24 protein-coding genes are annotated in these 25,771 nt (G+C 68.8%); 7 read left to right on the top strand and 17 right to left on the bottom strand.

Features of this window, described 5'->3' with window-relative positions; translation table 11 throughout:
- Positions 1 to 9: 9 nt before the first annotated feature.
- Together metX and ACZ7SW_RS44580 are read right to left on the bottom strand one after the other, a co-directional pair.
- The gene (metX, locus tag ACZ7SW_RS44585; protein WP_470236429.1) at positions 10 to 1,137 is read right to left on the bottom strand and encodes a homoserine O-acetyltransferase MetX; all 1,128 of its coding nucleotides are present in this window, start codon (positions 1,135 to 1,137) and stop codon (positions 10 to 12) included.
- Positions 1,134 to 2,441, bottom strand: a complete 1,308-nt coding sequence (locus tag ACZ7SW_RS44580) for a bifunctional o-acetylhomoserine/o-acetylserine sulfhydrylase (protein ID WP_470236428.1) — start codon at positions 2,439 to 2,441, stop codon at positions 1,134 to 1,136. The genes metX and ACZ7SW_RS44580 overlap by 4 nt, the downstream gene beginning before the upstream one ends.
- Positions 2,442 to 2,613: 172 nt before the next feature.
- Between ACZ7SW_RS44580 and ACZ7SW_RS44575 the strand changes: the two genes are divergently transcribed.
- Positions 2,614 to 3,135, top strand: a complete 522-nt coding sequence (locus ACZ7SW_RS44575; RefSeq protein ID WP_470236427.1) for a hypothetical protein — start codon at positions 2,614 to 2,616, stop codon at positions 3,133 to 3,135.
- Here the strand turns inward: ACZ7SW_RS44575 and ACZ7SW_RS44570 are convergent.
- Positions 3,089 to 3,259: a VOC family protein gene (locus ACZ7SW_RS44570; protein WP_470236426.1), complete on the bottom strand. Its 171-nt coding sequence runs from the start codon at positions 3,257 to 3,259 to the stop codon at positions 3,089 to 3,091. The two genes, ACZ7SW_RS44575 and ACZ7SW_RS44570, sit on opposite strands and share 47 nt — an antisense overlap.
- A gap of 107 nt (positions 3,260 to 3,366) precedes the next feature.
- Between ACZ7SW_RS44570 and ACZ7SW_RS44565 the strand changes: the two genes are divergently transcribed.
- Positions 3,367 to 4,935: a PucR family transcriptional regulator gene (locus tag ACZ7SW_RS44565; RefSeq protein WP_470236425.1), complete on the top strand. Its 1,569-nt coding sequence runs from the start codon at positions 3,367 to 3,369 to the stop codon at positions 4,933 to 4,935.
- Here ACZ7SW_RS44565 and ACZ7SW_RS44560 read toward each other — a convergent pair.
- Together ACZ7SW_RS44560 and ACZ7SW_RS44555 are read right to left on the bottom strand one after the other, a co-directional pair.
- Positions 4,904 to 5,356: a pyridoxamine 5'-phosphate oxidase family protein gene (locus tag ACZ7SW_RS44560; protein ID WP_470236424.1), complete on the bottom strand. Its 453-nt coding sequence runs from the start codon at positions 5,354 to 5,356 to the stop codon at positions 4,904 to 4,906. The genes ACZ7SW_RS44565 and ACZ7SW_RS44560 overlap by 32 nt on opposite strands.
- A complete protein-coding gene (locus ACZ7SW_RS44555; protein WP_470236423.1) occupies positions 5,353 to 6,294 on the bottom strand; it encodes a zinc-binding dehydrogenase in 942 nt (313 codons plus the stop codon). The genes ACZ7SW_RS44560 and ACZ7SW_RS44555 overlap by 4 nt, the downstream gene beginning before the upstream one ends.
- A gap of 191 nt (positions 6,295 to 6,485) precedes the next feature.
- On the opposite strand from ACZ7SW_RS44555, the gene ald reads away from it, so the two are divergent.
- On the top strand, positions 6,486 to 7,601 hold the full coding sequence (gene ald, locus ACZ7SW_RS44550; RefSeq protein ID WP_470236422.1) for an alanine dehydrogenase: 1,116 nt from the start codon (positions 6,486 to 6,488) through the stop codon (positions 7,599 to 7,601).
- A gap of 562 nt (positions 7,602 to 8,163) precedes the next feature.
- A complete protein-coding gene (locus ACZ7SW_RS44545) occupies positions 8,164 to 11,880 on the top strand; it encodes an ABC transporter ATP-binding protein (RefSeq protein WP_470236451.1) in 3,717 nt (1,238 codons plus the stop codon).
- Between the two features lie 446 nt (positions 11,881 to 12,326).
- Here the strand turns inward: ACZ7SW_RS44545 and ACZ7SW_RS44540 are convergent, their stop codons facing one another.
- The 6 genes from ACZ7SW_RS44540 to ACZ7SW_RS44515 form a co-directional block, all read right to left on the bottom strand.
- Complete coding sequence (locus tag ACZ7SW_RS44540; protein ID WP_470236421.1) at positions 12,327 to 13,088, bottom strand: ABC transporter permease; 762 nt, start codon at positions 13,086 to 13,088, stop codon at positions 12,327 to 12,329.
- Complete coding sequence (locus tag ACZ7SW_RS44535) at positions 13,085 to 13,852, bottom strand: ABC transporter ATP-binding protein (RefSeq protein ID WP_470236420.1); 768 nt, start codon at positions 13,850 to 13,852, stop codon at positions 13,085 to 13,087. Before ACZ7SW_RS44535 ends, ACZ7SW_RS44540 begins: the two co-directional genes overlap by 4 nt.
- A complete protein-coding gene (locus ACZ7SW_RS44530; protein ID WP_470236419.1) occupies positions 13,852 to 14,235 on the bottom strand; it encodes a DUF1048 domain-containing protein in 384 nt (127 codons plus the stop codon). Before ACZ7SW_RS44530 ends, ACZ7SW_RS44535 begins: the two co-directional genes overlap by 1 nt.
- Positions 14,225 to 14,566 carry a PadR family transcriptional regulator gene (locus ACZ7SW_RS44525; RefSeq protein ID WP_354747336.1) on the bottom strand — a complete coding sequence of 114 codons (342 nt, stop codon included), beginning with the start codon at positions 14,564 to 14,566 and terminating at the stop codon, positions 14,225 to 14,227. The genes ACZ7SW_RS44530 and ACZ7SW_RS44525 overlap by 11 nt, the downstream gene beginning before the upstream one ends.
- A 205-nt stretch (positions 14,567 to 14,771) precedes the next feature.
- Complete coding sequence (locus ACZ7SW_RS44520) at positions 14,772 to 15,044, bottom strand: hypothetical protein (RefSeq protein WP_470236450.1); 273 nt, start codon at positions 15,042 to 15,044, stop codon at positions 14,772 to 14,774.
- 854 nt (positions 15,045 to 15,898) lie between these two features.
- Positions 15,899 to 16,885 carry an acyltransferase domain-containing protein gene (locus ACZ7SW_RS44515; protein WP_470236418.1) on the bottom strand — a complete coding sequence of 329 codons (987 nt, stop codon included), beginning with the start codon at positions 16,883 to 16,885 and terminating at the stop codon, positions 15,899 to 15,901.
- 129 nt (positions 16,886 to 17,014) lie between these two features.
- On the opposite strand from ACZ7SW_RS44515, the gene ACZ7SW_RS44510 reads away from it, so the two are divergent.
- On the top strand, positions 17,015 to 18,049 hold the full coding sequence (locus tag ACZ7SW_RS44510; RefSeq protein WP_470236417.1) for a ketoacyl-ACP synthase III family protein: 1,035 nt from the start codon (positions 17,015 to 17,017) through the stop codon (positions 18,047 to 18,049).
- A gap of 63 nt (positions 18,050 to 18,112) precedes the next feature.
- Here ACZ7SW_RS44510 and ACZ7SW_RS44505 read toward each other — a convergent pair whose 3' ends face one another.
- From ACZ7SW_RS44505 to ACZ7SW_RS44480, 6 genes are read right to left on the bottom strand one after another with little or no spacing between them, the layout of a single operon-like run.
- Positions 18,113 to 18,886, bottom strand: a complete 774-nt coding sequence (locus tag ACZ7SW_RS44505) for a cyclase family protein (protein WP_470236416.1) — start codon at positions 18,884 to 18,886, stop codon at positions 18,113 to 18,115.
- A 16-nt stretch (positions 18,887 to 18,902) separates the two neighbouring features.
- The gene (locus ACZ7SW_RS44500; RefSeq protein ID WP_470236415.1) at positions 18,903 to 19,652 is read right to left on the bottom strand and encodes an SDR family oxidoreductase; all 750 of its coding nucleotides are present in this window, start codon (positions 19,650 to 19,652) and stop codon (positions 18,903 to 18,905) included.
- Positions 19,649 to 21,502: an AMP-binding protein gene (locus ACZ7SW_RS44495; protein ID WP_470236414.1), complete on the bottom strand. Its 1,854-nt coding sequence runs from the start codon at positions 21,500 to 21,502 to the stop codon at positions 19,649 to 19,651. The genes ACZ7SW_RS44500 and ACZ7SW_RS44495 overlap by 4 nt, the downstream gene beginning before the upstream one ends.
- Positions 21,495 to 22,454: an aromatase/cyclase gene (locus tag ACZ7SW_RS44490; protein ID WP_470236413.1), complete on the bottom strand. Its 960-nt coding sequence runs from the start codon at positions 22,452 to 22,454 to the stop codon at positions 21,495 to 21,497. The genes ACZ7SW_RS44495 and ACZ7SW_RS44490 overlap by 8 nt, the downstream gene beginning before the upstream one ends.
- A gap of 13 nt (positions 22,455 to 22,467) precedes the next feature.
- Positions 22,468 to 23,253 carry a 3-oxoacyl-ACP reductase FabG gene (fabG, locus tag ACZ7SW_RS44485; RefSeq protein ID WP_470236412.1) on the bottom strand — a complete coding sequence of 262 codons (786 nt, stop codon included), beginning with the start codon at positions 23,251 to 23,253 and terminating at the stop codon, positions 22,468 to 22,470.
- Positions 23,250 to 24,485 (bottom strand): FAD-dependent monooxygenase, encoded by a 1,236-nt coding sequence (locus ACZ7SW_RS44480; protein WP_470236411.1) that lies wholly within the window; start codon positions 24,483 to 24,485, stop codon positions 23,250 to 23,252. The genes fabG and ACZ7SW_RS44480 overlap by 4 nt, the downstream gene beginning before the upstream one ends.
- Positions 24,486 to 24,660: 175 nt before the next feature.
- Here ACZ7SW_RS44480 and ACZ7SW_RS44475 point away from each other — a divergent pair, with 175 nt between their 5' ends.
- Together ACZ7SW_RS44475 and ACZ7SW_RS44470 are read left to right on the top strand one after the other, a co-directional pair.
- Complete coding sequence (locus ACZ7SW_RS44475) at positions 24,661 to 25,098, top strand: nuclear transport factor 2 family protein (RefSeq protein ID WP_470236410.1); 438 nt, start codon at positions 24,661 to 24,663, stop codon at positions 25,096 to 25,098.
- The gene (locus ACZ7SW_RS44470; RefSeq protein WP_470236409.1) at positions 25,095 to 25,517 is read left to right on the top strand and encodes a nuclear transport factor 2 family protein; all 423 of its coding nucleotides are present in this window, start codon (positions 25,095 to 25,097) and stop codon (positions 25,515 to 25,517) included. Before ACZ7SW_RS44475 ends, ACZ7SW_RS44470 begins: the two co-directional genes overlap by 4 nt.
- Positions 25,518 to 25,771: the final 254 nt, after the last annotated feature.

Below are 25,771 nucleotides of genomic sequence, written 5' to 3'. Positions count from 1 at the left end.
CGAGCGAGGTCAGCCCAGCAGAGTCTTGACCAGTGCGGCGATCTGCTCGGTCTCGATGAGGAACGAGTCGTGGCCGTACGGCGACGTCAGCACCGTGGCCTCGCCGCCGACCGCCGTCGCGATCTCGTGCGATTGGTACGGCGGGTAGAGCCGGTCGCTGTCCACCGCGGCGACCACCACCTGTGCGGTGACCCGGCCTAGCGCGGCGGCGACCCCGCCTCGGTCACGGCCGACGTCGTGGGTGTTCATGGATTCGGTGAGCACCACGTAGGAACCCGCGTCGAAGCGGTGGACGAGCTTGTCCGCGTGATGGTCCAGATAGGACTCAACCGCGAACCGTCCACCGGCCACCGGATCCTCGTCCGGCTGCGGGCGATTCCCGAAACGCGTCTCCAGTTCGGGTTCGCAGCGGTAGGTGACGTGCGCGATCCGCCGGGCCACACCCAATCCGCGGTAGGGGCCTTCGGCGGCGGTGTAGTAGTCACCGCCGTGCCAAGCCTGGTCGCTGCGGATCGCGTGCAGTTGTGGTGCGGCCCAGGCGATTTGCTCGGCGGACGCGCGGGCGGTCGAAGCGAGGACCAGCGCCGAGGCGACACGATCGGGTTGACTTACGGCCCATTCGAGAGCCCGCATCCCGCCCATCGAACCGCCCGCGACGGCGGCCCAGCGTTCGATACCGAGTGCGTCCGCGAGCGCCGCTTCGGCGTTGACCTGGTCTCGGACGGTCAGCGCCGGGAACCGGCTGCCCCACGCCTCGCCGTCCGGGGCAAGAGAAGACGGACCGGTCGACCCCTGACAGCCGCCGAGGACGTTAGGGGCCACGACAAACAGCTCGCCGGTGTCGAAAGCCTTGCCAGGGCCGATCAGTCCGTCCCACCATCCGGGACTCGGATGTCCGGGTTCGGCGGGTCCGGCGGCGTGGCTGTCGCCGGTGAGAGCGTGCTCGACGAGGACGGCGTTGGACCTCTCGGAGTTGAGCGTTCCCCACGTTTCGTACGCGAGGGTGTAGCTGGGCAGGGTCGCACCGGCCTCCAGCGCGAGTGCGCCGGGACCGGTGAACCATTGCCGTCTGCCGGGTGGGTCCCCCGCCCGCCACGCGCCGGTGACGGGCGGAAGACTCGCGCCGGGATCGGTCACAGCGCCGCCTTGGCGGCTCGGAAGCCTGCCTCGAGGTCGGCCTTCAGGTCTTCGATTCCTTCCAGTCCGACAGCGAGCCGCACGAGGCCCGGCGTGACGCCGGCGGCGACCTGCTCCTCGGGGCCGAGCTGGCTGTGCGTGGTCGACGCCGGGTGCACGATCAGGCTGCGCACGTCGCCGAGGTTCACCAGCTGACTGTGCAATTCAGTGCCGTTTACGAACTTCCGGCCCGCCTCGACGCCGCCGCGCAGCTCGAACGACAGCACCGCGCCGACGCCGCGCGGCAGGTACTTCTGCGCCGCCGCGTGGTACGGGCTCGACGGCAGTCCGGCGTAGTACACCTTCTCGACCTCGTCGCGTTCTTCGAGCCATTCCGCGAGAGCCTGCGCGTTGGTCGAGTGCCGCTCCACGCGCAGCGACAGCGTCTCGATGCCCTGCAGGATGAGGAAGCTGTTCAGCGGGGCGATCGCCGCGCCGGTGTCGCGCAGGATCTGCACGCGCGCCTTGGCCGCGAACGCACCCGGGCCGAGCGCCTCCCAGTACTTGAGACCGTGGTAGCTCGGGTCGGGCTCGTTGAAGCCCGGGAAACGGCCCGGGTCCTTGCCGAAGTCGAACGTGCCGCCGTCGACCAGCACGCCGGCGACCGTCGTGCCGTGGCCGCCGAGGTACTTCGTCGCCGAGTGCACGACGATGTCCGCACCGTGCTCGATCGGGCGGACCAGGTACGGCGTCGGCACCGTGTTGTCCACGACCAGCGGGACACCGACTTCGTGGGCGACGTCGGCGACTTTGCGGATGTCGAGCACGGCGCTGCTCGGGTTGGCCAGCGTCTCGGCGAAGAACAGCTTGGTATTCGGCCGGACCGCGGCCCGCCACTGCTCCGCGTCGTCCTGGTCCTCGATGAAGGTGACCTCGATGCCGAGCTTCGGCAGCGTGTAGTGGAAGAGGTTGTAGGTGCCGCCGTACAACGACGGGCTGGTGACGAAATGGTCGCCCGCGTTGGCCAGGTTCAGGATCGCCGCGGTGACCGCCGCCGACCCGGAGGCGAACGCGAGACCGGCGACGCCGCCTTCGAGGGTGGCGACGCGCTGCTCCAGCACGTCCTGGGTCGGGTTGTTGATCCGCGTGTAGATGTGGCCGGGCTCGGCGAGGCTGAAGAGATCGGCCCCGTGCTGAGTGTCGCGGAAGACGTACGAGGTGGTCTGGTAGATCGGCGTGGCACGAGCGCCGGTGGCCGGGTCGGGCGCCGCCCCCGCGTGGATCTGCTTGGTCTCGAAGGACCAGCTCGTGGTGTCTTCCGGCATCTGCTCGCTCCTAGCGGTCGTGGGACGGGTCGGCTGGGCGCCGACGCTAACCAGGCCGGACGAAACGCCCAACCGCTCTCACGAGATGAGAGTCCTACGCACCCGGACGTAGGAACAAGTGCCGAGCGCTGACGGACGACGCGACGGTGTCGTACAACGCACCCTCAAGCGCATGGACTGGAGAATGCGCCCGACGACCCGGAAGTGGTTCCTGTTCGGCCACGTCGTCACGTCGGTCGGCTGGATCGGGGCCGAACTCGCGGTGCTGATCTGCAGCGTCCTCGCGATCGCCGGCTTCGATCCGGTGACCACGCGCAGCGCGAACGTCATCGCCGGGATTCTCGCCGGCGCGCTCTATTTCCCGGCCAGCCTGCTCGCGCTGGCGACCGGTGTCGTGCTCGGGCTCGGCACGAAGTGGAAGCTGGTGCGCTACCACTGGGTGCTGTGGAAACTGCTGGCGACGCTGATCCTGTTCGGCGGCGGAAACCTGCTGGTAGTCCCGTCTTTCGTCGCACACGGCGAGCAGGCGTCTCGGGGCGAGACCGTCGGGGCGAGCGCGGTGGCGGGAACCGGGGCGATGAGCGTCGGGCTGACGCTGTTGTTGGGGGCGACGCTGGTGTCTTACTTCAAGCCGTGGCCGAAAGTGTTCACTCGCGTTCCTGCGGGGCGAACCGGTTCCCTTCCGAGTCGGTGAACATCGCCCACCAGCCCCGCGGCTGCTTCTCCGGGGAATCCACTCCTTTGGCGGGCAATTCGCGGTAGGTGCGCGGCAGGTCGGTCACCGCGACGAGGATTTTGGGCGCGCCTTGGATGCCCATCCGGTCCTCCGCGCTGTCCCTATCTCCCTAATCTGGTGCCGCGGGTGGCGAAACCGGTGCAGTCTTCTACCGTTCCAGCAAGAACGTCAGAAGCGCTGGAGGTAGCTGTGGTTTCGGTGCGCAGCGTCGTGGACCGGGTCGGTCCCACGCTGCTCCACGCGCTTCTCGTGCCCGAAGGCTGTCCCGCGGTCGGCGACGTGGTGATCGCCGAGCCGGGCGCGGAGTCCGCCATCGCCGCGGGTGACCTGGTGCTCGGCGTCGCCACCATCGAGTCAGCCGATGCCGCGGCGCTCGTCCGGGTGAGCGCCGGCCGGGGTGCGGCGGCGGTGCTGCTCAAACCGCCGTTGGCCGCGAAACAGTCGGTGCGGCGCGCGGCGAAGTCGGCTGGGATCGCGTTGATCCAGGTCCACGCGGCGACGTCCTGGGCTCAGCTGGTCTGGCTGTTGCGCACAGTTCTGGACGCGCTCGCCGACGAATCCGAAGCGCTCGAAGAAGGCGGCGACCCGGGTTCCGGCGATCTCTTCCGGCTCGCCGACGCCGTGGCCGCGGTGGTCGACGCGTCGGTGACGATCGAGGACACCAACTCGCGCGTCCTCGCCTACTCCGCGCGCCAGGACCTCACCGACCCGGCGCGCGTCGCGACGATCATGGGCCGCCGCATCCCGGACGACGTGCTGGCCCGGTTCCGCTCGCGAGGCGTGTTCCGCGAGCTTTCCCGGGGCAGGCAGACGATCTTCGTCCCAGCCCAGCGCGACGGCACCCTGCCGCGGCTGATCGTGCCCATCCGGATGGGCGGCGAACTGCTGGGTTCGATGTGGGCCGTCGTCCCCGGCCCGGTTTCCGAAGAACGCGCGGCGGCTTTCGCGGACGCGGCCCCGGTGGTCGCGCTGCATCTGCTGCGACGGCGCGCGCACACCGACGCCCAGCGCCGCGCTTCCGCCGAATTGCTGCGCGCGGTCTTGGAAGGGCAGGTCCCGCCGCGCCGGGTGGTCGCCGAACTGGATCTGTCCGACGAGCCGCACCGAGTCGTCGTCGTGGACGTCAGCGGCGGCGACAGCCGGGACGCCGAAGGGCTGTTGCTGGCTTTGCTGGAACGGATCTCGCAGGGTTTCGGACGCCGCCCGGTCGCGGCCGAACTGGGCGGGTTGCTGTACGTCGTGGTGCCGGACCGCACCGGCGAGGGCGGCTGGCCGGAACTGCGGGACGCGCTGCTCGCCCAACCCGCCTCCCGCCGAGGCGGACTGCCACGCGCGGCAGCGGGTGCCCCCGGCGATCCGACTGCGCTGGCGGCGTCGCGCGCCCAAGCGGACGAAGCGCTGGGCCTGCTGCGGGCAGGACTGGTCGAGGGCCGCGTCGTGGCGTACGACGAAGCGTGGACCGCGCTGGTCCTGCACCGCGCCGCCGCCGGAGCAGCGGCGGCGCAGGTATCGGAACTCGGCCCGCTCGGCGTGCTGCGCGCGCACGACGAGACGAGCAACGCCGGGTACGTCGACACTCTCTACGAATGGCTACGACACCCCGGCGACCCCCGCGCCGCCGCGGAACGACTGCGAATTCACCCGAACACGTTGCGGTACCGAATGAAACGGCTGCTGGAACTGGTCCCGCTGAACCTGGACGACCCCGACGTCCGGCTCGCCCTGCTCACCCAGCTGATCGCACTCCGCTGGAGCTGACCGCGTAGCTGAGATCGTTGTCCCGCAACGATTTTGGCCGCATCCGGATCCACACCGTGCCGCGCTCGGCCGGATCGTCCAGCAGATACGCGCGAAACCGCGGATCCCACGCGGACTCGTCCGGGCCCAGATACCGCACCAGTTTCCGCCGCCCCCGGGGCACGTCGAACGGCTCGATCTCGGCCGGTCCGCGCGCGATCACCTGACGCACCAAGCCCGTCGCGAGATCGCAGACGTCCACTGTCACCGCGATCCGCGGCTCCGCGCGCACCCGGTCGGGCAGCCGCGACCAGGGGCCGCTGAGGATCCAGAACGCCCCGTCCTCCCAGAGATACCAGGTGGGCCGGACGGTCGGACCCGCAGTGGCGACCCGTGCGGTCAGCGGCTGCGTGAGGAAACTGTCGACGTCGAAGTCTTTCACGCGATCAACAACGTCTTCCCAATCGTCCCCCGAGACTCAATCGCCGCGTGCGCGTCAGCCGCGCGTTCCAGCGGAAACCGCTGCCCGATCACCGGAGTGAGCTGTCCGGCCGCAGCCGCCGCCAACGCCGATTCGGTATAACCGCGCATCGCCGCCACGTCGCCGATCGACCGCACCAGCTTCACACCGCGCGCGGCAGCGTCCTCTTCGGACACTTCCGCCCACGAACCGCTTGACAGACCGTAAATCGCCATCCGCCCGCCTGGCCGCACCAAAGAGAACGCCGCCGTACCGACCGCACCTCCCACGCCGTCGAACACCACGTCCACCTCCCCGACCTCCGCGGTCCACTGCGGATCCGTGTAATCGACCGCCAGATCCGCGCCCAATTCCCGCGCCCGGGCAAGCTTTTCCGCTCCGCCCGCAGCCGCCACGACCTCCGCGCCCGCGGCCTTCGCCAGCTGTACCAAGAGGCTGCCGACCCCTCCCGCGGCAGCCTCGACCAGCACCCGTTCCCCTGGTGCCACCGCCGTCGCGTGCACCAGCCCGGTCGCCGTACGGCCGTCGGCCAGCAACGCGACAGCCGCATCAAGACTCAGCGCGTGCGGGACCGGGAACACCAACGCCGCGTCCACGACCACGCGCTGGGCGTAACCGCCGCTGCCGCCGGTCGACGTCACCACGCGTTTCCCGACCAGCGCCGGGTCCACGCCCTCCCCGGCGCGGCTGATCACACCCCCGACGCCGTTGCCGGGCACCATCGGCAGCGCGCCCGCGAACGGCCCGGTGCCGGTCGCCCGGAACTGCGTTTCCACGAAGGTGACGTTGGCGAACGCCACCTCGATCAGCACCTGCCCCGGTCCGGGGGCCGGATCGGGGGCGTCCCCCGCCTCCAGCACCGCCGGACCGCCGAACTCCCGCAGCCACACCGCTCGCATGTACGCCCTTCCTCGAGTCTCCGCCATGCGCCAGCCAACTACCTCAAGTGCGGTCGAGGTCAAGTGCGTTGTCCTGACAGCACTACTCACCCCGCGCAAGACTGTGGCGACGGGATGATGACACCGCTGTCCGGGTAGATCACCGTGAGTGGCAACACCTTCGCCAGAACCCGCCGCCAGGAGGCAAGACAGTGCGCATCGCCGTTCCCCGTGAGATCAAGAAGCACGAGTACCGGGTCGCGTTGACCCCGGCCGGCGTGCACGAGCTGGTCGGTCGCGGGCACGACGTCTTCGTCGAGACGGGTGCCGGGACCGGGTCGTCCATCACGGACGAGGAGTACGTCGCCGCGGGCGCGAAGGTGCTCGCCACGGCGGAAGAGACGTGGTCCGAGGGCGAACTCGTGCTGAAGGTGAAGGAGCCGATCGCCGAGGAGTACCCGCGCCTGCGCAAGGACCTGGTGCTGTTCACCTACCTGCACATCGCCGCGGACCGTCCGCTGACCGACGCGCTGCTGGCCGCGGGCACCACCGCGATCGCCTACGAGACGGTGCAGAAGCCGAACGGCGCGCTGCCGCTGCTGGCCCCGATGTCCGAGGTCGCGGGTCGGCTGGCCCCGCAGGTCGGCGCCTACGCCCTGATGAAGCCGAGCGGCGGCCGCGGAGTCCTGCCCGGCGGCATCCCCGGCGTGCACCCGGCCCGCGTGGTCGTCATCGGCGGCGGCGTGGCCGGCCTCAACGCCGCTCGCGTCGCGCTGGGTCTGGGCTCCGACGTCGAGATCCTGGACACGAACGTGGACCGCCTCCGCCAGATCGACAACGACTTCGGCGGCCGCATCCGCACCGTCACCTCGAACCGCCTCTCCGTGGAGCAGTCGGTCCTTGAGGCAGACATGGTCATCGGCGCGGTCCTGGTCCCCGGCGCGAAGGCCCCGAAGCTGGTCTCCAACGACCTGGTCTCCCGCATGAAGCCGGGCAGCGTCCTCGTGGACATCGCCATCGACCAGGGCGGCTGCTTCGCCGACTCGCGCCCGACCACCCACGACGACCCGACCTACACGGTCCACAACTCGGTCTTCTACTGCGTAGCCAACATGCCCGGCGCAGTCCCGCGCACGAGCACCTACGGCCTCACCAACGTGACCCTCCCCTACGCGGTACAGCTGGCGGACAAGGGCTGGAAAGCCGCCCTCTCCGCCGACCCGTCCCTGGCCCTGGGCCTGAACACCCACTCCGGCGCTCTGACCAACGCCCCAGTAGCCACCGCCCACGACCTCCCCCACACCCCAGTAGAAACCGCCCTGGCGTAACCCCCCAACCACAAAAAGCGGCGAGGCCACCAGCCTCGCCGCTTTTCTTACGCCCCAACTCTTTTTTGTACCAACAAGACCCACCACCCAACCGCCGCCGGAGGCACCGTGGGGGTCCGGGGGCTCGGCCCCCGGGCAATACGACGCCCCTTCCCGGGCGAAGCGCGGCCACGCGCGAGCACAGGAAGGGAAGAAGGGGCGACCCGCTCAACCAGCCTGGGGGTCACTGGGAGCGGGTCGCCGAGTACTAGCTTAAAGAACATTGGGCGGGAGCGCGCGTCCGGGGGTGGATTTCGCCGGGGCGGCGACCCGTGACCAGGTGAACGTTCAACCGTTCACCTTTGGCTGCGGGACCAGGGTTTCCCTGCTCCACGCGGCTGCCAGGGTCCTCGGGAACCCGCTGGCGTGCCGTTCGTCACCTCTGCCCTGACGCGGCTCGCGACCGCGCCGTTTCTGCCCGTTTGGTCCGGGGCGGAGGCTCGCTGGGGAATAAATTGTCGGTGCCGCTCCCTAACCTTGTGATGTGACCACCACTGCGACGCCCGCGCGTCAAGACCGTCCGATCGCTGAGACGGCGCCCCGACCGATCGGCTGGGTGCGCCGGTTGTCCGCTGCCTGCTGGGAGCATCGCGGCGTCGTCGTGCTCGCGATGACGGCGGCGGTCTTGAGCGTCGGCGTGCAGGCGGCGAGTCCGTTGCTGGTGCGGTCGGCGGTGGACGACGCGGTGGCCGGGCACACGTCGCAGCTGACCGGGCTCGCGGTGGGGCTGGTGGCGTTGCAGGTCGTCGCGTTCGGCTCGGCGTTCCTGCGCCGGTATGTCGGCGGGCGGCTGGCGCTGGACGTGCAGCACGATCTGCGGAACCGGGTGTTCGGCGCGGTGTCGCGGCTGGACGGCGGGAAGCAGGACGCGTTGCGCACCGGGCAGGTCGTCTCGCGCGCGATTTCGGATTTGCAGCTGGTCACCGGATTGCTGATGCAGGTTCCGTTGTCGGCGGGGTCGGTGATTTTCGCGGTGCTGGCGCTGGGCGCGATGCTGTGGATGTCGCCGCTGTTGACGCTCATCGCGCTGGTGGTCGCGCCCGCGGTCGGGATCGTCGTGGCGCTGAGCAGGCGGCGGTTGTTCCCGGCGACCTGGTCGGCGCAGCAGCGCGCGGCGGATGTCGCGCAGCACGTCGAGGAAACCGTCACCGGCGTGCGCGTGGTGAAGGGTTTCGGGCAGGAGGCGCGCGAGGTCGCCCGGCTGGAGCGCACGGCGCGAAAGCTTTTCGCGGAACGGTTGCGCGCGGCGAAGCTGTCCGCGTTGCCGACAGCGACCACGTCGGCACTGCCTGCCGCGGGTCAGGTCGCGGTGCTGGCGATCGGCGGCATGCTGGCGTTGAACGGGCAGATCAGCCTGGGCACGTTCTTGGCGTTCGCCACCTACCTCGCGGCGTTGATCGGCCCGGCGCGGTTCCTGTCCGGCCTGGTCGTGCAGGCGCAGCTCACGCGCGCTGGCGCGGAGCGGGTGTACGAGCTGATCGACGCGCAGCCGGAGGTCGCCGACAGCCCCGACGCGCGGCCGTTGCCGCCCGGCACGCTGGGCGTGGAACTGGACGACGTGAAGTTCGGCTACACCCGCAGCGATCCGGTGCTCGACGGGCTCACGCTGGAAGCGCGCCCCGGCGAAACGCTCGCGCTGGTGGGCACGGCGGGGTCGGGCAAGTCCACGATTTCCATGCTGCTGCCCCGGTTTTACGACGTGCACTCGGGTTCGGTGCGGGTCGGCGGGCTGGACGTGCGCGACGTGCCGCTGAAAGACCTGCGGCAGGCGATCGGCGTGGTCTTCGAGGAAGCGTTCCTGTTCTCCACGTCGGTGCGCGACAACATCGCTTACGGCCGCCCGGACGCGAGCGACGAGGAGGTCTTCGCGGCCGCCCGCGCGGCGGAGGCGGACGAGTTCATCCGCGCGCTGCCGGAGGGGTACGCCACAGAGGTCGGCGAGCGCGGGCTCACGCTGTCCGGCGGGCAGCGGCAACGCCTCGGGCTCGCCCGTGCGCTGCTCACCGACCCGCGCGTGCTGATCCTGGACGACGCCACCTCGGCGATCGACACCGTCACCGAAGCCGCGATCCACGACACGCTGCGCGCGGTCACCGCCGAGCGCACCACGCTGCTGATCGCGCACCGGCGCTCCACCCTGCAACTGGCTGACCGGATCGCGGTGCTGGATCAGGGCCGAGTGGTCGACGTCGGCACCGAAGAGGAGCTGCTGGCGCGGTGCGCCCTGTTCCGCGAACTGGTCGCGGGGCCGGGCGACGACGTCGAGAAACCGCACCGCTGCGACAACCTCGAGCCCGGTGCGGACGGCACCACCGCGGTGCTGTGGCCGCACGACGAACGCGACGAGGTCGACGCTCTCGCCGAGGCCGCGCAGTCCCGCGGCGGGACGCCAGGCGGCGGAAGCGGGTTCGCCGGCAGCGGCGGCGCGGACGTGCCGCCGACCCCGGAACTGCTGGAAGGCGTCCGCCGGTTGCCGCCGGCGACCGACCGGCCGCGACTGTCCGATGTGGACGTCACAGCCCCGGACCCCGGCTTCCGGCTGTCCCGGATCCTGCGTCCGGTGCGGTGGCCGCTCGCCGGGGTGGTCGGCCTGGTCGCGGCCGACGCGCTGGCCTCGCTCGCGCTGCCCGCGCTGTATCAGCGCGGGGTCGACCACGGCGTGTTGCCGGGCGTGGCGAGCGTGGTGTGGCTGCTGGCCGGGATCGGCGTGCTCGTCGTGGCAGCCGACTGGTTCGTGGTGCGCTGGCAGACGCGGCTCACCGCGCGCGTCGGCGAGACGGTGCTGTACTCGCTGCGTGTGCGCAGTTACGCACACCTGCAACGGCTCGGGCTGGACTATTACGAGCGCGAACTGTCCGGGAAGATCATGACCCGGATGACCACAGACGTCGACGCGTTGTCCACGTTCCTGCAGACCGGCCTGGCCACCGCGGTCGTCAGCGCGCTGACGTTGGTGGGCATCACGGTCGCGCTGCTGGTCACCGATGCCGCGCTGGCCGTATACGCGCTGGCCATGCTGCCGATCCTGCTCGTAGCGACGTTCGTGTTCCGTCGGGTCGCTTCGCGTGCGTACACCGAGGCGCGCGAGAAGGTGAGCGTCGTCAACGCGGACATGCAGGAGAACGTTAGCGGTCTGCGCGTTGCTCAGGCGTACACGCGCGAAGAGCGTTCGGCGGCCGTGTTCGCGTCTCGCAGTGACGATTACCGGCGGTCGCGGCTGCGCGCGCAGCGGTACATCGCGACGTACTTCCCGCTTGTCTCGCTGCTGTCGGATCTGGCGACCACCACGGTGCTGGTCGTCGGCGCACACCGCGTCGCGGGCGGCACGCTCGAAGCCGGTGTGCTGCTGGGATTCCTGTTGTACCTGCAGCAGTTCTTCTCGCCGATCCAGCAACTGTCGTCGGTCTTCGACGGCTACCAGCAGGCGCGCGTCGGGCTGAGCCGCATCGGCGATCTGCTGCGCACGCCGACGTCGGTGCCCGCTGCCGAGAAGCCGGTCGAACTGCCCGCGCACCTGGCCGGCGAGGTGCGGTTCAAGGACGTCGATTTCGCTTACACCGGCACGGAAAAGCCCGCGTTGGAGAACCTGACGCTCGACGTCGCGGCAGGCGAAACCGTCGCGCTGGTCGGCGCGACCGGTGCGGGCAAGTCCACCGCGGTGAAGCTCGTCGCGCGCTACTACGACGCGACCGGCGGCGCGGTGTTGATCGACGGGGTCGACGTACGCGAGTACGACCTGCCCGCGCTGCGCGCCCGGATGGGCGTGGTGCCGCAGGAGGCGCATCTGTTCTCCGGCACCGTCGCGGACAACGTGCGATACGGCCGCCCCGAAGCCACCGACGCGGAGGTCGAAGCCGCCGTACGCTCGGTCGGCGCTTTGGACGGCGTGGCCGCGCTGCCCGCCGGCTTCCGGCAACCAGTGGGCGAACGCGGCCGTTCGCTGTCCGCTGGGCAGCGGCAACTCGTCGCGCTGGCCCGAGCCGAGTTGGTCGACCCGGACGTTCTCCTGCTGGACGAAGCCACCGCGGCCCTGGACCCAGCCACCGAAGCCACCGTGCTGCGCGCCACCGAACACCTCGCCCGCCGTCGCACCACCTTCGTGGTCGCCCACCGCCTGGCAACCGCCGCGAAGGCGGACCGGATCGTGGTGCTCGACCACGGCCGCATCGTCGAACAGGGCACGCACACGGAACTGGTCGCGGCGGAGGGCCACTACGCACGGCTGTGGGCGCTGGGATAACCGGCCGCCGCCAGGGTTCTGGCACACCACGCGAGCGCCGCTACCTACTGGACGCTCGCGTGGTGCTCGACCACAACAACATCGCTGAACACGCACACCGAACCGGTCGCAGCAGACCGTCACCGCGAGGCTGGGGTGAATCAGGAGACCTTCCACCGATAACTGAACGTCGGCGAGCAAGTACGCCGTCACCACAGCGCCGCCCCGCCACCTGAGCGCCGCTACCAACCGGCCACCTGCGCCGTGCCCGACCAACCGCAACACCGCACATCAAACCAGCCCGGCGATCAGGCACCACCCACGACTGCGGGCAATCGCGATGAGCCAAGAAACTCGCGGCAACAGATCAAGTCAACGAACAAGCCTGCCCTCACGATCCGCCGCACCACCGCGTGGCCGACCAACGCCCCCACCGAACTAGCCGCGACCGCGACCGCTGGGGTGAATCAGGAAATCTTGCGCCGGTAAATCACATTCGCGAAGAAGTACGCCACCACCAGAATCCCGACGCACCACGCGAGCGCGGTCCAGATACCGCTTCCGACCGGACGCTCCGCGAACAGGTCCCGGATGGTGTTGACGATCGACGTCACCGGCTGGTGTTCGGCAAACGCGCGCACCGGGCCGGGCATCGTGCTGGTGGGCACGAAGGCCGAGCTGACGAACGGCAGGAAGATGAGCGGGTAGGAGAACGCGCTCGCGCCGTCCGCGGATTTCGCGGTGAGGCCGGGGATCACCGCGATCCAGGTCAGCGCCAGGGTGAACAGAACAACGATGCCGAGCACCGCGAGCCACGCCAGCGGTCCCGCGCTGGTGCGGAAACCCATCGCGAACGCGACGAGCACCACGACGGCGACCGAGATCAGGTTCGCGATCACCGACGTGAGCACGTGTGCCCACAGCACCGCCGAGCGTGCGATCGGCATCGACTGGAAGCGCTCGAAGATGCCGCCCTTCAGGTCCAGGAAGAGCCGGAACGCGGTGTAGGCGATCCCGGACGCGATGGTGATCAGGAGGATCCCGGGCAGCAGGTAGGTCACGTACGACTCGGAGCCGGAGTTGATCGCGCCGCCGAAGACGTAGGTGAAGAGCAGCAGCATGATGATCGGCGTGACCGTCGTGGTGATGATCGTGTCGAGGCTGCGGGTGATGTGCCGCAGCGACCGTCCTAACAGGACCGAACTGTCGCTGACGAAGTGGTTGCTCATCGCCCTTCCCCTTTGTTTCCGGTGCCGACGAGGGAAAAGAAGACGTCTTCCAGCGTCGGCTGCTTCTCGACGTACTCGACCTTGGCCGGCGGAAGAAGCTGCTTGAGCTCGGCGAGCGTGCCGTTCACGAGCACCCGCCCCTCGTGCAGGATCGCGATCCGGTCGGCGAGATGTTCGGCCTCGTCCAGATACTGGGTGGTGAGCAGCACCGTCGCCCCCTGTTCGGCGAGTTCCTCCACCGCCTTCCAGACGTCGTTGCGCGCCTGCGGATCGAGCCCGGTCGTCGGCTCGTCGAGGAAAATGACCTGCGGGTCGCCGATCAGGCTCATCGCGATGTCGAGACGGCGACGCATACCCCCAGAATACGTCGACACCTTCCGCGCACCGGCCTCAGTCAACGCGAACCGCTCCAGCAGCCCGTCCGCGATCTCGCCCGGGTTCTTGAGATGCCGCAACTTGGCGACCAGCACCAGATTCTCGCGCCCGGTAAGGATTTCGTCGACCGCCGCGAACTGCCCGGTGAGGCTGATCGACTCGCGCACGTCCGCCCCCTGCGTGGCGACCGCGAACCCGTTGACCTCCGCTTCCCCCGCGTCGGCCTTGAGCAGCGTGGACAAAATCCGCACGACCGTGGTCTTGCCCGCTCCGTTCGACCCGAGAAGCGCGAAAATACTGCCCCGCTCCACGTCGAAATCGACCCCCCGCAGCACCTCCAGCTTCCCGTACGACTTTTGCAGCCCCCGCACCCGAATCGCCGGCGCCATCACAGCGCACCCCCGACCGCGCGATCGATCGATTCGGTCAGCTTCGTCCGCTCCCGGGAAATCCAGTTCCCCTCGGGATAACTCCGGAGAAACTCCTCCGCGAATTCGACCGGCTCGTCACCGACAATCCCTCGGACGCTCGTCCCGTTCGCCGCACTCTGCTCGAACAGGTCGATGAGATCGTCCAGCATCCGCAGGTGACTCTCCGCCGTCCCCGGCCCGAAGTACTGCAGATACCGGTGCAACGCCTTGATCGCCGCCCGGTAATCCGGCGGCAGTTCCTCGACGCGCGCCTTGTACCGCCGGTACCGCTTCTTGTCCTCCAGCGGTCCGGTGACCACTTCCAGATAATGCAGATACCTGCTTTTTGATTCATTCCCCATGATCGATTCCCTCCTTGCGCAGCTGTTCGAGCCGGTCCGAGAGAAACCGCCAGTTCCGCCAGAACTCGTCGAGACTCGCCCTCCCCGGGGCGTTCAACGAATAAACCTTCCGCGGCGGCCCTTTCTCGGACGGCACTTTCTCGACGTCGACGAGCCCGCGCTGCTCGATCCGCACGAGCAACGCGTAAACGGTGCCCTCGGCGAGATCGGTGAACCCCCGCTCGCGCAGCCAGGAGGTGATCTCGTACCCGTAGGCGGGCCGCCCGGCAAGAATCGCGAGGACGATGCCCTCCAAGGTCCCCTTGAGCATCTCCGTCGCCTGCTTGCCCATCGAACGCCCTTCAGCTAGTCAGTGATGCTGAGTACCGGTAGATAGTAACACTGACTACCGACGACGGCGAGGGGCAGTTGAGAAGCGCACGGACCGGGCTACGCGACTGGCTCGAGCCGGACATCAAGGCGCAGCGAGACAGCGCGGAGTCCGCAATTGGTTTCGAGCCGCCGCTTCAACCAGTCGCCCTGCTACAGCGGGCGGTTCAGGGAAGTTCGCGCCACCGAAGGTCGCCCCAGCCAGCGGAGGTGACGTCGGCGAGTTCGGCCCAGCGAGTCGTCCCGGGACGAACGTGCGTGTCCGAGCCAATGGACCACTCGGGCGCTTCCGGCTCGACGTGGTCGAAATCCTCAATGCCGGACGGGGTTCGCCAGACCGCGGTGCAGGAATCGCACATCAGCACGACTTTGCCGTGCTCGGTGACGAGCGGGCGGATCAATCCCTGGTCCCAGAACGACGGACATTCGACCAGCCACATTCGCGTCACCACCGCCTCGTGCGTCGGAAACCGCTGCGCCCGAAGGAGGCCGCAGCCTTTCGACAGCACAACACCGCACAGTGAACGACCCGCTACGTCGATCCCAACTCAGCCAGAACAGGCGCGGACGACCCCGCTCCGCACCACCCAGGTGAGTGACACGGCTGTCGCGAGGGGCCGGGTGGATCACGCCGGTCGCCTCGAAGATGCGCGGATGGTGGGCTCACTTGCCGAGAGGGTGCCGCCGGGATATCGACTGCCATGGCACCGGTACGGCGGCCGGTGCTTTCTGCCTCGGATCACCACGGCATAGGGTGCCGCTCGAGTCAGCCGCGGCCATGCTTCCTGGCAAGGCATCACCGCGTGATTGGCGGCCGTCCGCCAAGCTCGACAACCGCCAACACCCGCGGTGCCCAACCCCACCTGGCAAGCCGCCACCGCAGGAAGATCCGCGCCCAGGCCGGAACCGACGCCTGCGGCACCGGGCTGCTCACCCAATCGCGGCCAACGCCAGCCAACAGGCCATCACCACAACGCGATCCGGGTCCGCCCGCCAAGCTCGACCACCGCGAACACGCGCAGCGCCACACGACTCACCCAGCCGCGACCAGAGCCTCCTGGCAAGTCATCACCGCAGCGAGATCCGCTCCCAAGGCCGAGCCCGAAGCGACCTCTGCAGCACCCGCCCAACGCCTCCCGGCAAACCTCCACCGCAGCACGATCCGCCCCAAGGCCGAACCCGAAACGACGCCCACAGCACCACTCACCCCACCGCGACCAGAGCCTCCCGGCAAGTCATCACCGCAGCACGATCCGCACCCAGGCCGAACCCGAAACGACGCCCGCAGCACCACTCACCCAGCCGCGCCCAACGCCTCCTGGCAAGCCTCCACCGCAGCGCGATCCGCATCCGGGCCACCAGCCCGGGCAGGCAGCATCGCCAACACCGAAGCCTCCCCCGCCCGCACTCTCGGGTGGATGCGGGCGGCCTTCGCCAGCAGTTGCGAGGGCCCCGTCTCCACCAAAACCCGCCGATCGGCGACCGGCAGTGGCGAGTCCGGCCCGAGCAACGTGCCCAAAGCGGGCCAGAACCGCACCGGTTCGACAGGGTGGGACGCCCAGTAAGAAGGATCCGTCGCCTCGGTGTCGGTCAGGCGGCGGCCGGTGTAGCCCGACACCATCGGGATCTTCGGCGGCGACGGTTGCGCAGCAGCCACCGACGGGAGGCATCGCGCGGCCGCCTCAGCCAGAGCAGGACTGTGGAAGGCAGAAGTCGCGGGGACGCGGAGGCAGGTGCGTCCGTCAGCACGCAACTTCGCCGCGGCCTCCGCCAACGGCGCCTCCGGAGCGGAGAGGATCAGCTGCCGGGGAGCGTTGATGGCACCGATGACTACCTCGTCGGTCAGGACTCCGGCGACGTCGTCGATCGTCGCAGCGACGGCCAGCATTCCGCCCGCGGGCGCAGAAGCCAGTTCCTGCACCCGATGCCACATCAGCTCCGCGGCGGCCGGGACTTCGAAGACACCGGCCAGGGTCGCCGCGGCGACCTCGCCGACGCTGTGGCCTAGCAGGGCAGCTGGCTGCACGCCCCAGGAAAGCACCATCCGGCCCAAGGCATGGCCGACGGTGAACAGCAGGATTTGCGAGCGGGTGACGTGGTCCAGCGGAACAGCGGGCGAATCGGTCAGCCAGTCGGCGCGGATGGCGGATCCGTCGGGGCCAAGAGCGGCGAAAACCTCGTCTACCGCGAAAGTAAAGACCTCGTCGTGACCGTAGAGGCCAGCCGCCATGCGGACGTGCTGCGAGCCCTGGCCTGGGAACAGCAATGCGACCTCGGTCATCAAACGAACCCCTTTCGTCCGGAACCGGATCGTCGGGCACGGCGGTCGACGGCTGCTCGACCCCTGCTGGACTTCCAGGTCGAGTCCGTTCCCACAGGCCGTCGAGAGTCCGCCGGAAGGGTGGCGACCATGAGATTCGACGGGCTGTACCTCGCCGGGCTCGGGAGCTGGCTGCCATCGGCGACGACGACCGCCGAAGCGGTGCGGAGCGGGCAATGCTCGGCCGAGACGGCGCGCAAAAGCGAGATGGAATCCGTCCTCGTCGCCCCCGAAGGGATCGCGCCGCCGGAGATGGCAGCACGCGCCGCGCGGGTCGCCCTCGCGCGGTCGGGGGTGGCGCGCGGCGACATCGCGGTGTTGCTGCACGCGACGTTGTTCCATCAAGGGTACGACCTGTGGTCGCCGGCCGCGTACGTGCAGCGAGCGGCGGTCGGCGGGACCTGTCCGGCGATCGAGGTGCGGCAGGTTTCCAACGGCGGGATGGCGGCGCTCGACCTCGCGGCCAGCTACCTCCTAGCGGACCCGGCGCGGCAGGCGGCGCTGATCACCGCGGCGGATCGCTTTGACGGACCCGATTTCGACCGCTGGCACAGCGATCCGGGGACGGCGTATGCCGACGGCGGGACCGCGATGGTGCTGTCCACCACGGGCGGGTTCGCGCGGTTGCGCAGCCTGGCGGTGGTCGGCGGGCCGGAGCTGGAGGGCATGCACCGCGCGGGGGCAGCGTTCGGTGAGGTCGAGATGTGTACTCGGCAGCTGGTCGATCTGGACGCCCACAAACGATCATACGTCGCCGAAGCCGGAATGTCACAGACGCTCGCCGCCATTCTCGACGGCCAGCGGGAGGCATTGAAGCGCGCGCTGAGCGACGCCGAGCTGGAACTGTCCGATGTGGACCGCCTGGTGCTGCCGCACTTCGGGAGGCGGCGGCTGGTGTCGAACTACCTGCGGCACATGGACGTTCCGCTGGAGCGCACGACATGGGACTTCGACAGCAAGATCGGCCATCTCGGGGCGGGCGACCACATCGTCAGCCTGGAGCATCTGGTGGCGACCGGCGGACTGAAGCCGGGACAGACCTGTCTGCTGATGGGCGTGGGCGCGGGATTCTCGTGGAGCAGTGCGGTAATCGAGCTGCTGGAGACACCAGACTGGGCTGGCTAGAAGGCAGTGAAGGGCTCCTTGAGAGAATCTGATTCCCTCAAGGAGCCCTTCACGGACCAAAAGCTACTCGACGATAGCGACCGCGCGAGCCCATCCGGCCCCGGCGCCAGCCAGCTTCACCGGGAAGCACGAAAGCGTGAAACCGTGCGCCCGCGGCAGTTCGGCGAGATTCGCCAGCCGTTCGATCTGGCAGTACTCCCGGTCGCGTCCGCGCATGTGCGCCGGCCACAGCACCGACTTGTCACCGGTCCGCTGGTAGGTCTCGATGATGTGCGTGAACGGCGCGTCGAGGCTGAACGCGTCCGTGCCGATCACCCGGACCCCGAAGTCCAGCAACAGATCCAGCCCGGACTGGTCCAAGCCGACGAACTCGGTGAAGTACTTCGGCGTTCCGGCGTGCTGGTCGGCCCCGGTGTGGAGCAGGACGATGTCCAGCTCCTTCGGCTGATAGTCCACTCTGGACAGTTCGGCGCGCACGTCGTCGGCCGTGATGACCCCCGGCGCGCGGCCGGTGAAGTCCAGGACCACGGCGGGGCGGTGGAACCAGTCCACCGGCATCTGGTCGATCGTGCGCGGAGCCGAGCCGTACGACGTGGCGTCGCCGTAGTGGGCGGGCGCGTCGATGTGCGTGCCGGTGTGCGTGGTCAGCGACACCGTGTCGTTGGTGAGGAATTCGGCGTCGCGCAACACCTCCGGGTCGAGCTCCATGCCGAAGTGCTCGCGCATTTCCGACACCAGGTGCTTGGCCCCGTCCTGGGCGGACATGGTGACCAGCGACAGCGGCTCGGGCTCCCATCCCTCCGGGTCGATCGGGGAGGACAAGTCAATCAGCTGCAACGGAGTTCTCCTTAACTCAAGACCGCAGGCCGAGCCCGCCGTCGGCGGTGATCACCTGTCCGTGGATCCAGCTCGCTTCCGGCGCGCCCAGCAGCGCGACCACATCGGCGACGTCGGCGGGCGTGCTCAGCCGACCGGCCGGGGTGCGTGCCGCCAGCACCTGCATCATTTCCGGCTGTGTGGTCTCTTCGCCCTTGTCCAGCTTCGCGGTCGTGACGGCGTTGACTGTGATGCCACGCGGAGCCAGCTCGACCGCCAGGTAGCGCACCAAGGATTCGAGCGCGGCCTTCGCGACGCCCAGCGCGACGTAACGCGGGATGACCCGCTGCGCGCCAGAGCTGGAAACGGCGAGCACTCGACTCCCCGGCGCAAGGTGTTCGAGAAGCGCGGGAACCAAGCGCAGCAACGGATCCAGCGCGGCGGCCACATCGGTGTGCAGGTCGGCGACCGAAGCACCGGCAGCAGGCATCGGATGCCACGACGCGGCGTTGTGCACCAAGATGTCCAAGCCACGACCGGCCGCCGAAACGGCAGCGACCAGCTGGGCCGCACCGTCCTCAGTGGACGGATCGGCGCGGATCAGGGAAGCCGAACCGGGCAGGCCCTCGAGGCTCGCGAGCGCGGCTTTGGCGGCTTCGTCGTCGTGGGCGTAGTCGAGCAGCACGTGCGCGCCGCTCGCGCAGAACTTGCGGGCGATGGCCAGCCCCAGCCCCTTGGTGGCACCGACCACCAGGACGCTGCGGCCGGCCAGACCGAGATCGCTCACGCCGAGGCCTCGGAGACCGTCGAGTACAGGTCCGCTTCGACGTCCACCAGTTCGACGAACTTCTTCACGTGCGCCTGGAACTCCGGGCTGGTCACGACGGCCTTGTGCGCGTTCGCGTCGACCCACTGGCCGATGTTCAGATACACCTTGGGATCGCGCAGCGACCGCACCATCTGGTAGGCGACGAACCCGGGCTGCTCGGCCATGTACTGCGCGTGCTCGGTGAAGACCTTCTCGAACTCTTCCGGCTCGCCCTTGACGGTGAACTTGCTGATGAACGTGACCACGGTATCGGCTCCTAGCAGTGCGGTTCCGGGATTCTGGGCGCCGCGCACGGAGGACAGCGCCTCGCGCAGCTCGCGGCGGACGAGCTTGCCGTTGGGCGAACGCGGGATCGCCCTGGTCAGCTCGACGTGTTCGACGTGTTTGTAATACGGCTGGGCGGCGTTGATCTCCGCGGCGATCTCGCCCGCGCGCGGCACCCACTCGTCGCCCGCCGGGACGATCAGCGCGGCCGCCACCGCGCCGGCGAACTCGTCAGGCTGGTCGACCACCGCGCAGTCGGCCACGCCGGGGTGCCGCAGCAGCTCGGCCTCGATTTCGGTGGGCGAGATCAGCCAGTTGTCGCGTTTGAAGACGTCCTTGAGGCGATCGACCAGGAACAGGTACCCGTCCTCGTCGAGGCAGCCGACGTCGCCGGTCGGCAGCCAGCCGTCCGCGCCGATGCCGTCGCCGTCCGGGCGGCCGAGGTAGCCGCGCATCACCTGCGGACCGCGCACCTCGACCTCGCCGCGTTCGCCGGCCGGGAGTGGCTGCCGAGTCGTCAGATCGACAACGCGCACCTCGGTGTCGCGCACGACCTGGCCGACTGAACCCGGACGTGGTGCCGCCGGGCCGTCGGACAGCACCAGCGGCGCGGTTTCGGCGAGGCCGTAACCCTGCACGACCGGGATGCCGAACTGCGCACGGAGAGTCTCCGCGTGCACTGGGGACAGCGCCGAACCGCCGGACAGGATGACCTCGCAACCGGGCAGCTTCAGGCCCGCCAGCCGCGCGTCGGTGGCGAGCCGGGCCAGGCGGAACGGCATCGAGTAGTAGTGCGTCACCCCGGCCGCGAGAGCGATCGTGGCGACCGGGTCCGGCACCAGGCAGAGCACCTGGGTGGCTCCGGCGATCAGCGCGGAGTTCAGGTGCATCGGGTGGTAGCTCGGCAGGTGGTTGAACGTCACCGACGTCCCGGTCACCCCATGCGCCTCGGCGACCTGCACCGCGTTGACCGCGATGTTGCGGTGGGTGAGCCGCACGCCCTTCGACTGTCCGGTGGTGCCGCTGGTGAAGTGGATGCACGCGACGGCGTCCGGCTCCAGTGCCACCGCCGCGCCGACCGGGCCAGCTGCCAGCGCGGCGACCGAGTTGGCGCGCTCCGGATTTCCGAAGCACAGCAGGTGTTCCGGAGTCGCTGAAGCACGAGCGACCGCGGCGGTCATCGAGTCGTTCAGCACTGCGGCCGCGGCCGCAGACTCGGTCAGCACTCGGCCGAGATCGCCTTCCCGCAGCAGCGGGCTCAACGGCAGCACGACGTTTCCGCTGCGCAAGGTGCCGTAGTAAGCGATCGCGAATTCCGGGTGCAGCACCGAGGACATCGCGACGACCGAACCGGCGGTACCGATCCGATCCGCCAGTGCGGCAGCGAATCCGGACGCGGCGCGGTCGAGTTGGACGAACGTCAGGGCCGTCTCGCCAAGCCGTACCGCGACCTGGTTCGGGCTGTTCTCCGCGAGGATGCGCAGCGCGTCCGGCAGGAGCGGGGTGTCATTCAGCGAAGCGACCGGGAGGACACCGTCAGCCATCGGTGCGTGCCTCCGCCCAGGCCTTGGCGAGGTTCAGCGTCGCGGTGCTGTTGGTGCCCAACGCATTGCGCACGAACGCCTTCGCGTCCTCGACAGTCTTGCCCTCGCCGAGAATCTGCTCCACCGCGTCGCGCTTGATCACCACGGTGTGCTCAGACGTCGCACGCAGGCCACCGCCAGGCTGAGGCACGATCGTCCAGAGTCCGTTGTGGACGGTCATCAGCGCGGGCAGCACCTGCTGCTTGTACGCGATGGCGTGCTCGTCGTCGAAGCACACGCGAACCGATTTCGTGGTGTGCACGGCTCCGGTCGCGGTCTTGGTGTCCATCTCCATCACCTGCAACCCAGGGGTCTCCTCGGTGAGGTCGAGCCGCTGGACTTGCGGCAGCCGCTCCGGCCAGAGGTCCGACCGGTAGAGAAACTCATACACCGCCGCCGCGTCCGCGTTGATCTCGACGCTGTCGGCGAAAACGGTGGTGAGTTCTTCAGTCTCGGCAAGGCCTTCCGCGATGCCGCGAAGGTTCTCCAGCTCGTGCTCGCTGTTGCGGTCGACCGCCTTGCTCACCCACTCGACGTTCTCCGGCAGGTCGCGCACCGCGGTGAACGCGTGTTCCAGGATGACGGTGCACGAGTCCGGGCCGCCGGGCTGGATGTTCCACGCCCCGGTCATCGACGCGACCGGATGCTGCGAAACCTCCTGGCGGAAGTCGATGCGCAGGCCGTCCTCGTCGAAGTCGCGGCGCGAGGTCCAGGTCTTGGGCTCGTCGTTCGCGGTGGCCCACAACCGGATTCGCTCGCTGGTGCCGTCGCGTTCGAGCTGGCGCGCGCAGACCGTCGGTCCGAAGTAGACCGGCCAGCGGGTCACGTCGGCGAGCAGCGCGTAAACGGCCGAGGCGGGCGCGGCGACGTCGATCTTGTGTTCGGTCTCGTAGATCCGCAGTGGTGCAGCCACGTGCTCGGTCCTCTCAGTAGTTGCCAAGCCCGCCGCAGACGTTGATCGCCTGCCCGGTCATGGACGCCGCGGTGTCGGTGACGAGGTAGCCGACGAGGCCCGCCACCTCCTCCGGAGTGGAGTACCGGCCGAGCGGGATCTTCGCGGTGAACTTCTCCAGCACGGCTTCCTCGGTGGTTCCCCAAGCCTCCGCGTAACGGCCGCGGATCGCTTGCGCCATCGGGGTTTCCACGTAACCGGGACACACCGCGTTGACCGTGACGCCGGTTTTGCCCAGCTCGAACCCGAGCGCCTTGGTGAACCCGACGACGCCGTGCTTCGAAGCCGAGTACGGCGCGCCGAGCACCACACCCTGTTTGCCCGCGGTGGAGGCGATGTTGATGACGCGGCCCTTGTCCTTGGCCAGCATCCCGCCCTTGGTCAGCACCTCGCGGGTCATCAGGAACACGCTGTTGAGGTTCGTGTTGATCACGTCGAACCACAGCTCGTCCGGGATTTCCGCGGTCTGCCCGCCGCCGCTGCGGCCGGCGTTGTTGACCAGGACGTCGATCGGGCCGTAACGGTCCACCGCGGCCGCGACGAGGGTCTGGATGTCGTCCTTCTCCCGGACGTCGCAGGTGCTGCCGTCCACGTCCAGTCCCTCGGCACGCAGGTCCCGCACCGTCTCGTCGACGGATCCCTGGGTGCGGGCGCAGAAATACACCTGGTAGCCCTGCCGCGCCAGCGAGCGGGTCACCGCGAGCCCGATCCCGCTGGTGCCGCCGGTGACCAGCGCTACGCCCCGGCTCTGTTCGGTCATCGTGTCCCTCCTGGGTTGCTCGGCGCACGGAACAGGTCCGCGCGCACGTCGCGCGGGCGAGCTCCGAACGCGACGAGATTGAGGATCTTGCGGAAGATCGGGGTGCGCGGCAGCAGCTTCGCGACCACCGGCCGAACGGCGTCCACGATCCGGCCGGAGGACAGCATTCCCTTGTTCTGCCTCGACTGGAGCGTGAACACGGTGTCCACCGCCGCCCGTCGCTCGGCCTCGAAGCCGGCGAGCGCGGTCGGCTGGTTGTCGCCCGCGGTGATGGCGGCGACGAGTTCCGGGTGCAGCGCGACGGCGTCCGCGATGGCCAGGTTGATGCCCTGCGCGCCGATCGGGCTGTGCGTGTGCGCGGCGTCGCCGATGAGCACGAGCCCCGGCCGGACCCATTCCTGTGCGCGGCCGGAAAACACGTCCAGCGGCGACAGTTCGGACAGCGCGGTCACCTGGTCGCGGATCAGGTCCGCGTGCTGCGGGACAGCGGCGATCAGCTGCTCCCGGACGTACTCGATTCCCTTGGCGGCCACCGTTTTGTAGCTGCCCTTCGCCAGCGTCCAGCCGATCTGGACGCGGTCCGGATAGGAATCGTGCACCAGTACCGGATCGGTGGCGGTGCGATGGATGCGAACCGCGCCAGTGCGCCGGTCCGGGGCGATCAGCTTGAACCACACGACGTCGTGCTCGAACTTCTCGAACTTGTCGTAACCGATCCCGGCCAGCGAACGGGTTTTCGAATACCGGCCGTCCGCGGCCACCACCCAGCGAGCGCGCACCTGCGTCTCGCCGTCGCCGGAGCCGCAGCGGATCCCGGTCACCGCGCCGTTCTCCTCCAGCAACGCCCGGGTCGAGCAGCCGCTGAGGAGACGGAAGCCGGGCGTCGCCTTGCATTCGTCGAGCAGACGCTCCAGCAGGAGCCGCTGCGGCAGGCTGAGCAAATGGTCGTAGGGCGCGGGAAGCGTCGCGTAGTCGATGTCCAGCAGCGTGCGATCCCCTTGCATCAGCTGGAAATGACGCATCGGGTAGCCGCCGATGCCGTCAAGGACACCGAGCTGGTCGAGCGCGCGCAACGCACCGGGCTGAATGATCTCGCCGCGGTACTCGCGATCCAGCGACGCGCTGCGCTCCGCGACGACGACGTCCACTCCGGACCGGGCGAGCAGCAGCGCCAGCACCAGGCCCGCCGGCCCGCCACCGGACACGCATACGTCCGCTTCGATCTCGCGCACTCGATTCCCGCCCTTCCCTGCGGCACTGCTTCGCCACAGCCTCTAGCGGGCCGGTCCAAAACGGCTCGACGGGCAGTCGGCCGTCCCGCGCGAGTGGTCCACGAGGGGACTTTGAGCCGGACGCGCGACTGTCGGACAACACGCGGCCGACGAGGAGGACACGGTGGCGACAACCGTGGGAGTGCAGCTGTACCAAGAGGTGCAGGCTTTCTACGCCAAGCAGATGCAGCTGATGGACGACGGCGACGTGGAACCGTGGGCGCGGACGTTCACTTCGGACGCCACTATCGCGAACAACGCCAATCCGGCTCCGGCTTCGGGGCGGGAGCTGATTTTGAAGGTGGCCCGGAAGCTGGCCGCTGACGTCGATTCACGCGGCGTTCAGCATCGGCATTGGACCGGAATGCTGGTGGTCAGCGAGGACGGGGCCGATCGGGTACGGACTCAGTTGTACGCGATGGTCGCCGAGATTCCGGCTGGCGGTGAGGCTCGGTTGTGGCGCAGCACCTTTTGCCGGGACACGTTGGTGCGTGGGGTTGATGGGTGGCAGGTCTTGAGTCGTGTGGTGACTCATGACGATATTCAGGGTTCTCGATCGGAGGAGCTGGCATGACTGTGTCGGGCGAGTTGTATCAGGAGATCCAGCAGTATTACGCGTGGCAGATGCAGTTGCTTGACCAGGCTCTTACTGATGAGTGGGCGGAGACCTTTACTGAGGATGGGGTTTTTGCGGCTAATGCCGCGCCGGAGCCGGTGAAGGGGCGGGCGGCGATCGCCGCGGCTTCGGCGGCTACGCATCGGCAGTTGGCTGAGGTGCACGAGTTGCGGCGGCATTGGCTGGGGATGTTGACTGTCTCCCCTGGGGCTTCTGAGGATGAGTTGTCGACTCGGTGTTATGCGTTGATTATTGCCACTCGCAAGGGTGGGGAGCCTCGGATTCACTGCAGTACGTTGTGTGAGGATCAGTTGGTTCGGGTCGACGGGAAATGGCTGGTTAAGTATCGGTCTGTTTCTCGGGATGATATTCGTTGATCGGCCTTCGGCCGGAAGAGAAGGTTGCGGTCGGGCACCCCGAAGCCTGAGCGTGACTACGCGCGGAGAGGCTGGTCAAGGCTGGGAAGATGCCTTGACCAGCCTCTCCGTGCGTGTTTTGGCTTCGTATCGGGGAGCGGGTGCCTTGGGTAGCGGGGAGTGAGGGGAACCCTGAGAGGGTGTTGTGGAACCTGGTGTTTCGCTCGGTGTGTCGGTGGTGGTAGCGGCCGGGTGTGGTGATCATCGGGTGGGGT

The sequence above is a fragment of the Amycolatopsis sp. NPDC114484 genome, assembly GCF_055633755.1.
Note: the sequence above shows the minus strand (reverse complement) of the source record. Positions and strands in the feature narration are given on the sequence as shown.

Bases quoted from the DNA above. Each gene is read 5' to 3' on its own strand.
- ACZ7SW_RS44580 (WP_470236428.1), bottom strand. From the start codon at position 2,441: ATGCCGGAAGACACCACGAGCTGGTCCTTCGAGACCAAGCAGATCCAC.
- ACZ7SW_RS44575 (WP_470236427.1), top strand. From the start codon at position 2,614: ATGGACTGGAGAATGCGCCCGACGACCCGGAAGTGGTTCCTGTTCGGC.
- ACZ7SW_RS44570 (WP_470236426.1), bottom strand. From the start codon at position 3,259: ATGGGCATCCAAGGCGCGCCCAAAATCCTCGTCGCGGTGACCGACCTG.
- ACZ7SW_RS44555 (WP_470236423.1), bottom strand. From the start codon at position 6,294: ATGCGAGCGGTGTGGCTGCGGGAGTTCGGCGGTCCGGCGGTGCTGGAG.
- ACZ7SW_RS44540 (WP_470236421.1), bottom strand. From the start codon at position 13,088: ATGAGCAACCACTTCGTCAGCGACAGTTCGGTCCTGTTAGGACGGTCG.
- ACZ7SW_RS44535 (WP_470236420.1), bottom strand. From the start codon at position 13,852: ATGGCGCCGGCGATTCGGGTGCGGGGGCTGCAAAAGTCGTACGGGAAG.
- ACZ7SW_RS44530 (WP_470236419.1), bottom strand. From the start codon at position 14,235: ATGGGGAATGAATCAAAAAGCAGGTATCTGCATTATCTGGAAGTGGTC.
- ACZ7SW_RS44525 (WP_354747336.1), bottom strand. From the start codon at position 14,566: ATGGGCAAGCAGGCGACGGAGATGCTCAAGGGGACCTTGGAGGGCATC.
- ACZ7SW_RS44520 (WP_470236450.1), bottom strand. From the start codon at position 15,044: ATGTGGCTGGTCGAATGTCCGTCGTTCTGGGACCAGGGATTGATCCGC.
- ACZ7SW_RS44515 (WP_470236418.1), bottom strand. From the start codon at position 16,885: ATGACCGAGGTCGCATTGCTGTTCCCAGGCCAGGGCTCGCAGCACGTC.
- ACZ7SW_RS44510 (WP_470236417.1), top strand. From the start codon at position 17,015: ATGAGATTCGACGGGCTGTACCTCGCCGGGCTCGGGAGCTGGCTGCCA.
- ACZ7SW_RS44495 (WP_470236414.1), bottom strand. From the start codon at position 21,502: ATGGCTGACGGTGTCCTCCCGGTCGCTTCGCTGAATGACACCCCGCTC.
- fabG (WP_470236412.1), bottom strand. From the start codon at position 23,253: ATGACCGAACAGAGCCGGGGCGTAGCGCTGGTCACCGGCGGCACCAGC.
- ACZ7SW_RS44470 (WP_470236409.1), top strand. From the start codon at position 25,095: ATGACTGTGTCGGGCGAGTTGTATCAGGAGATCCAGCAGTATTACGCG.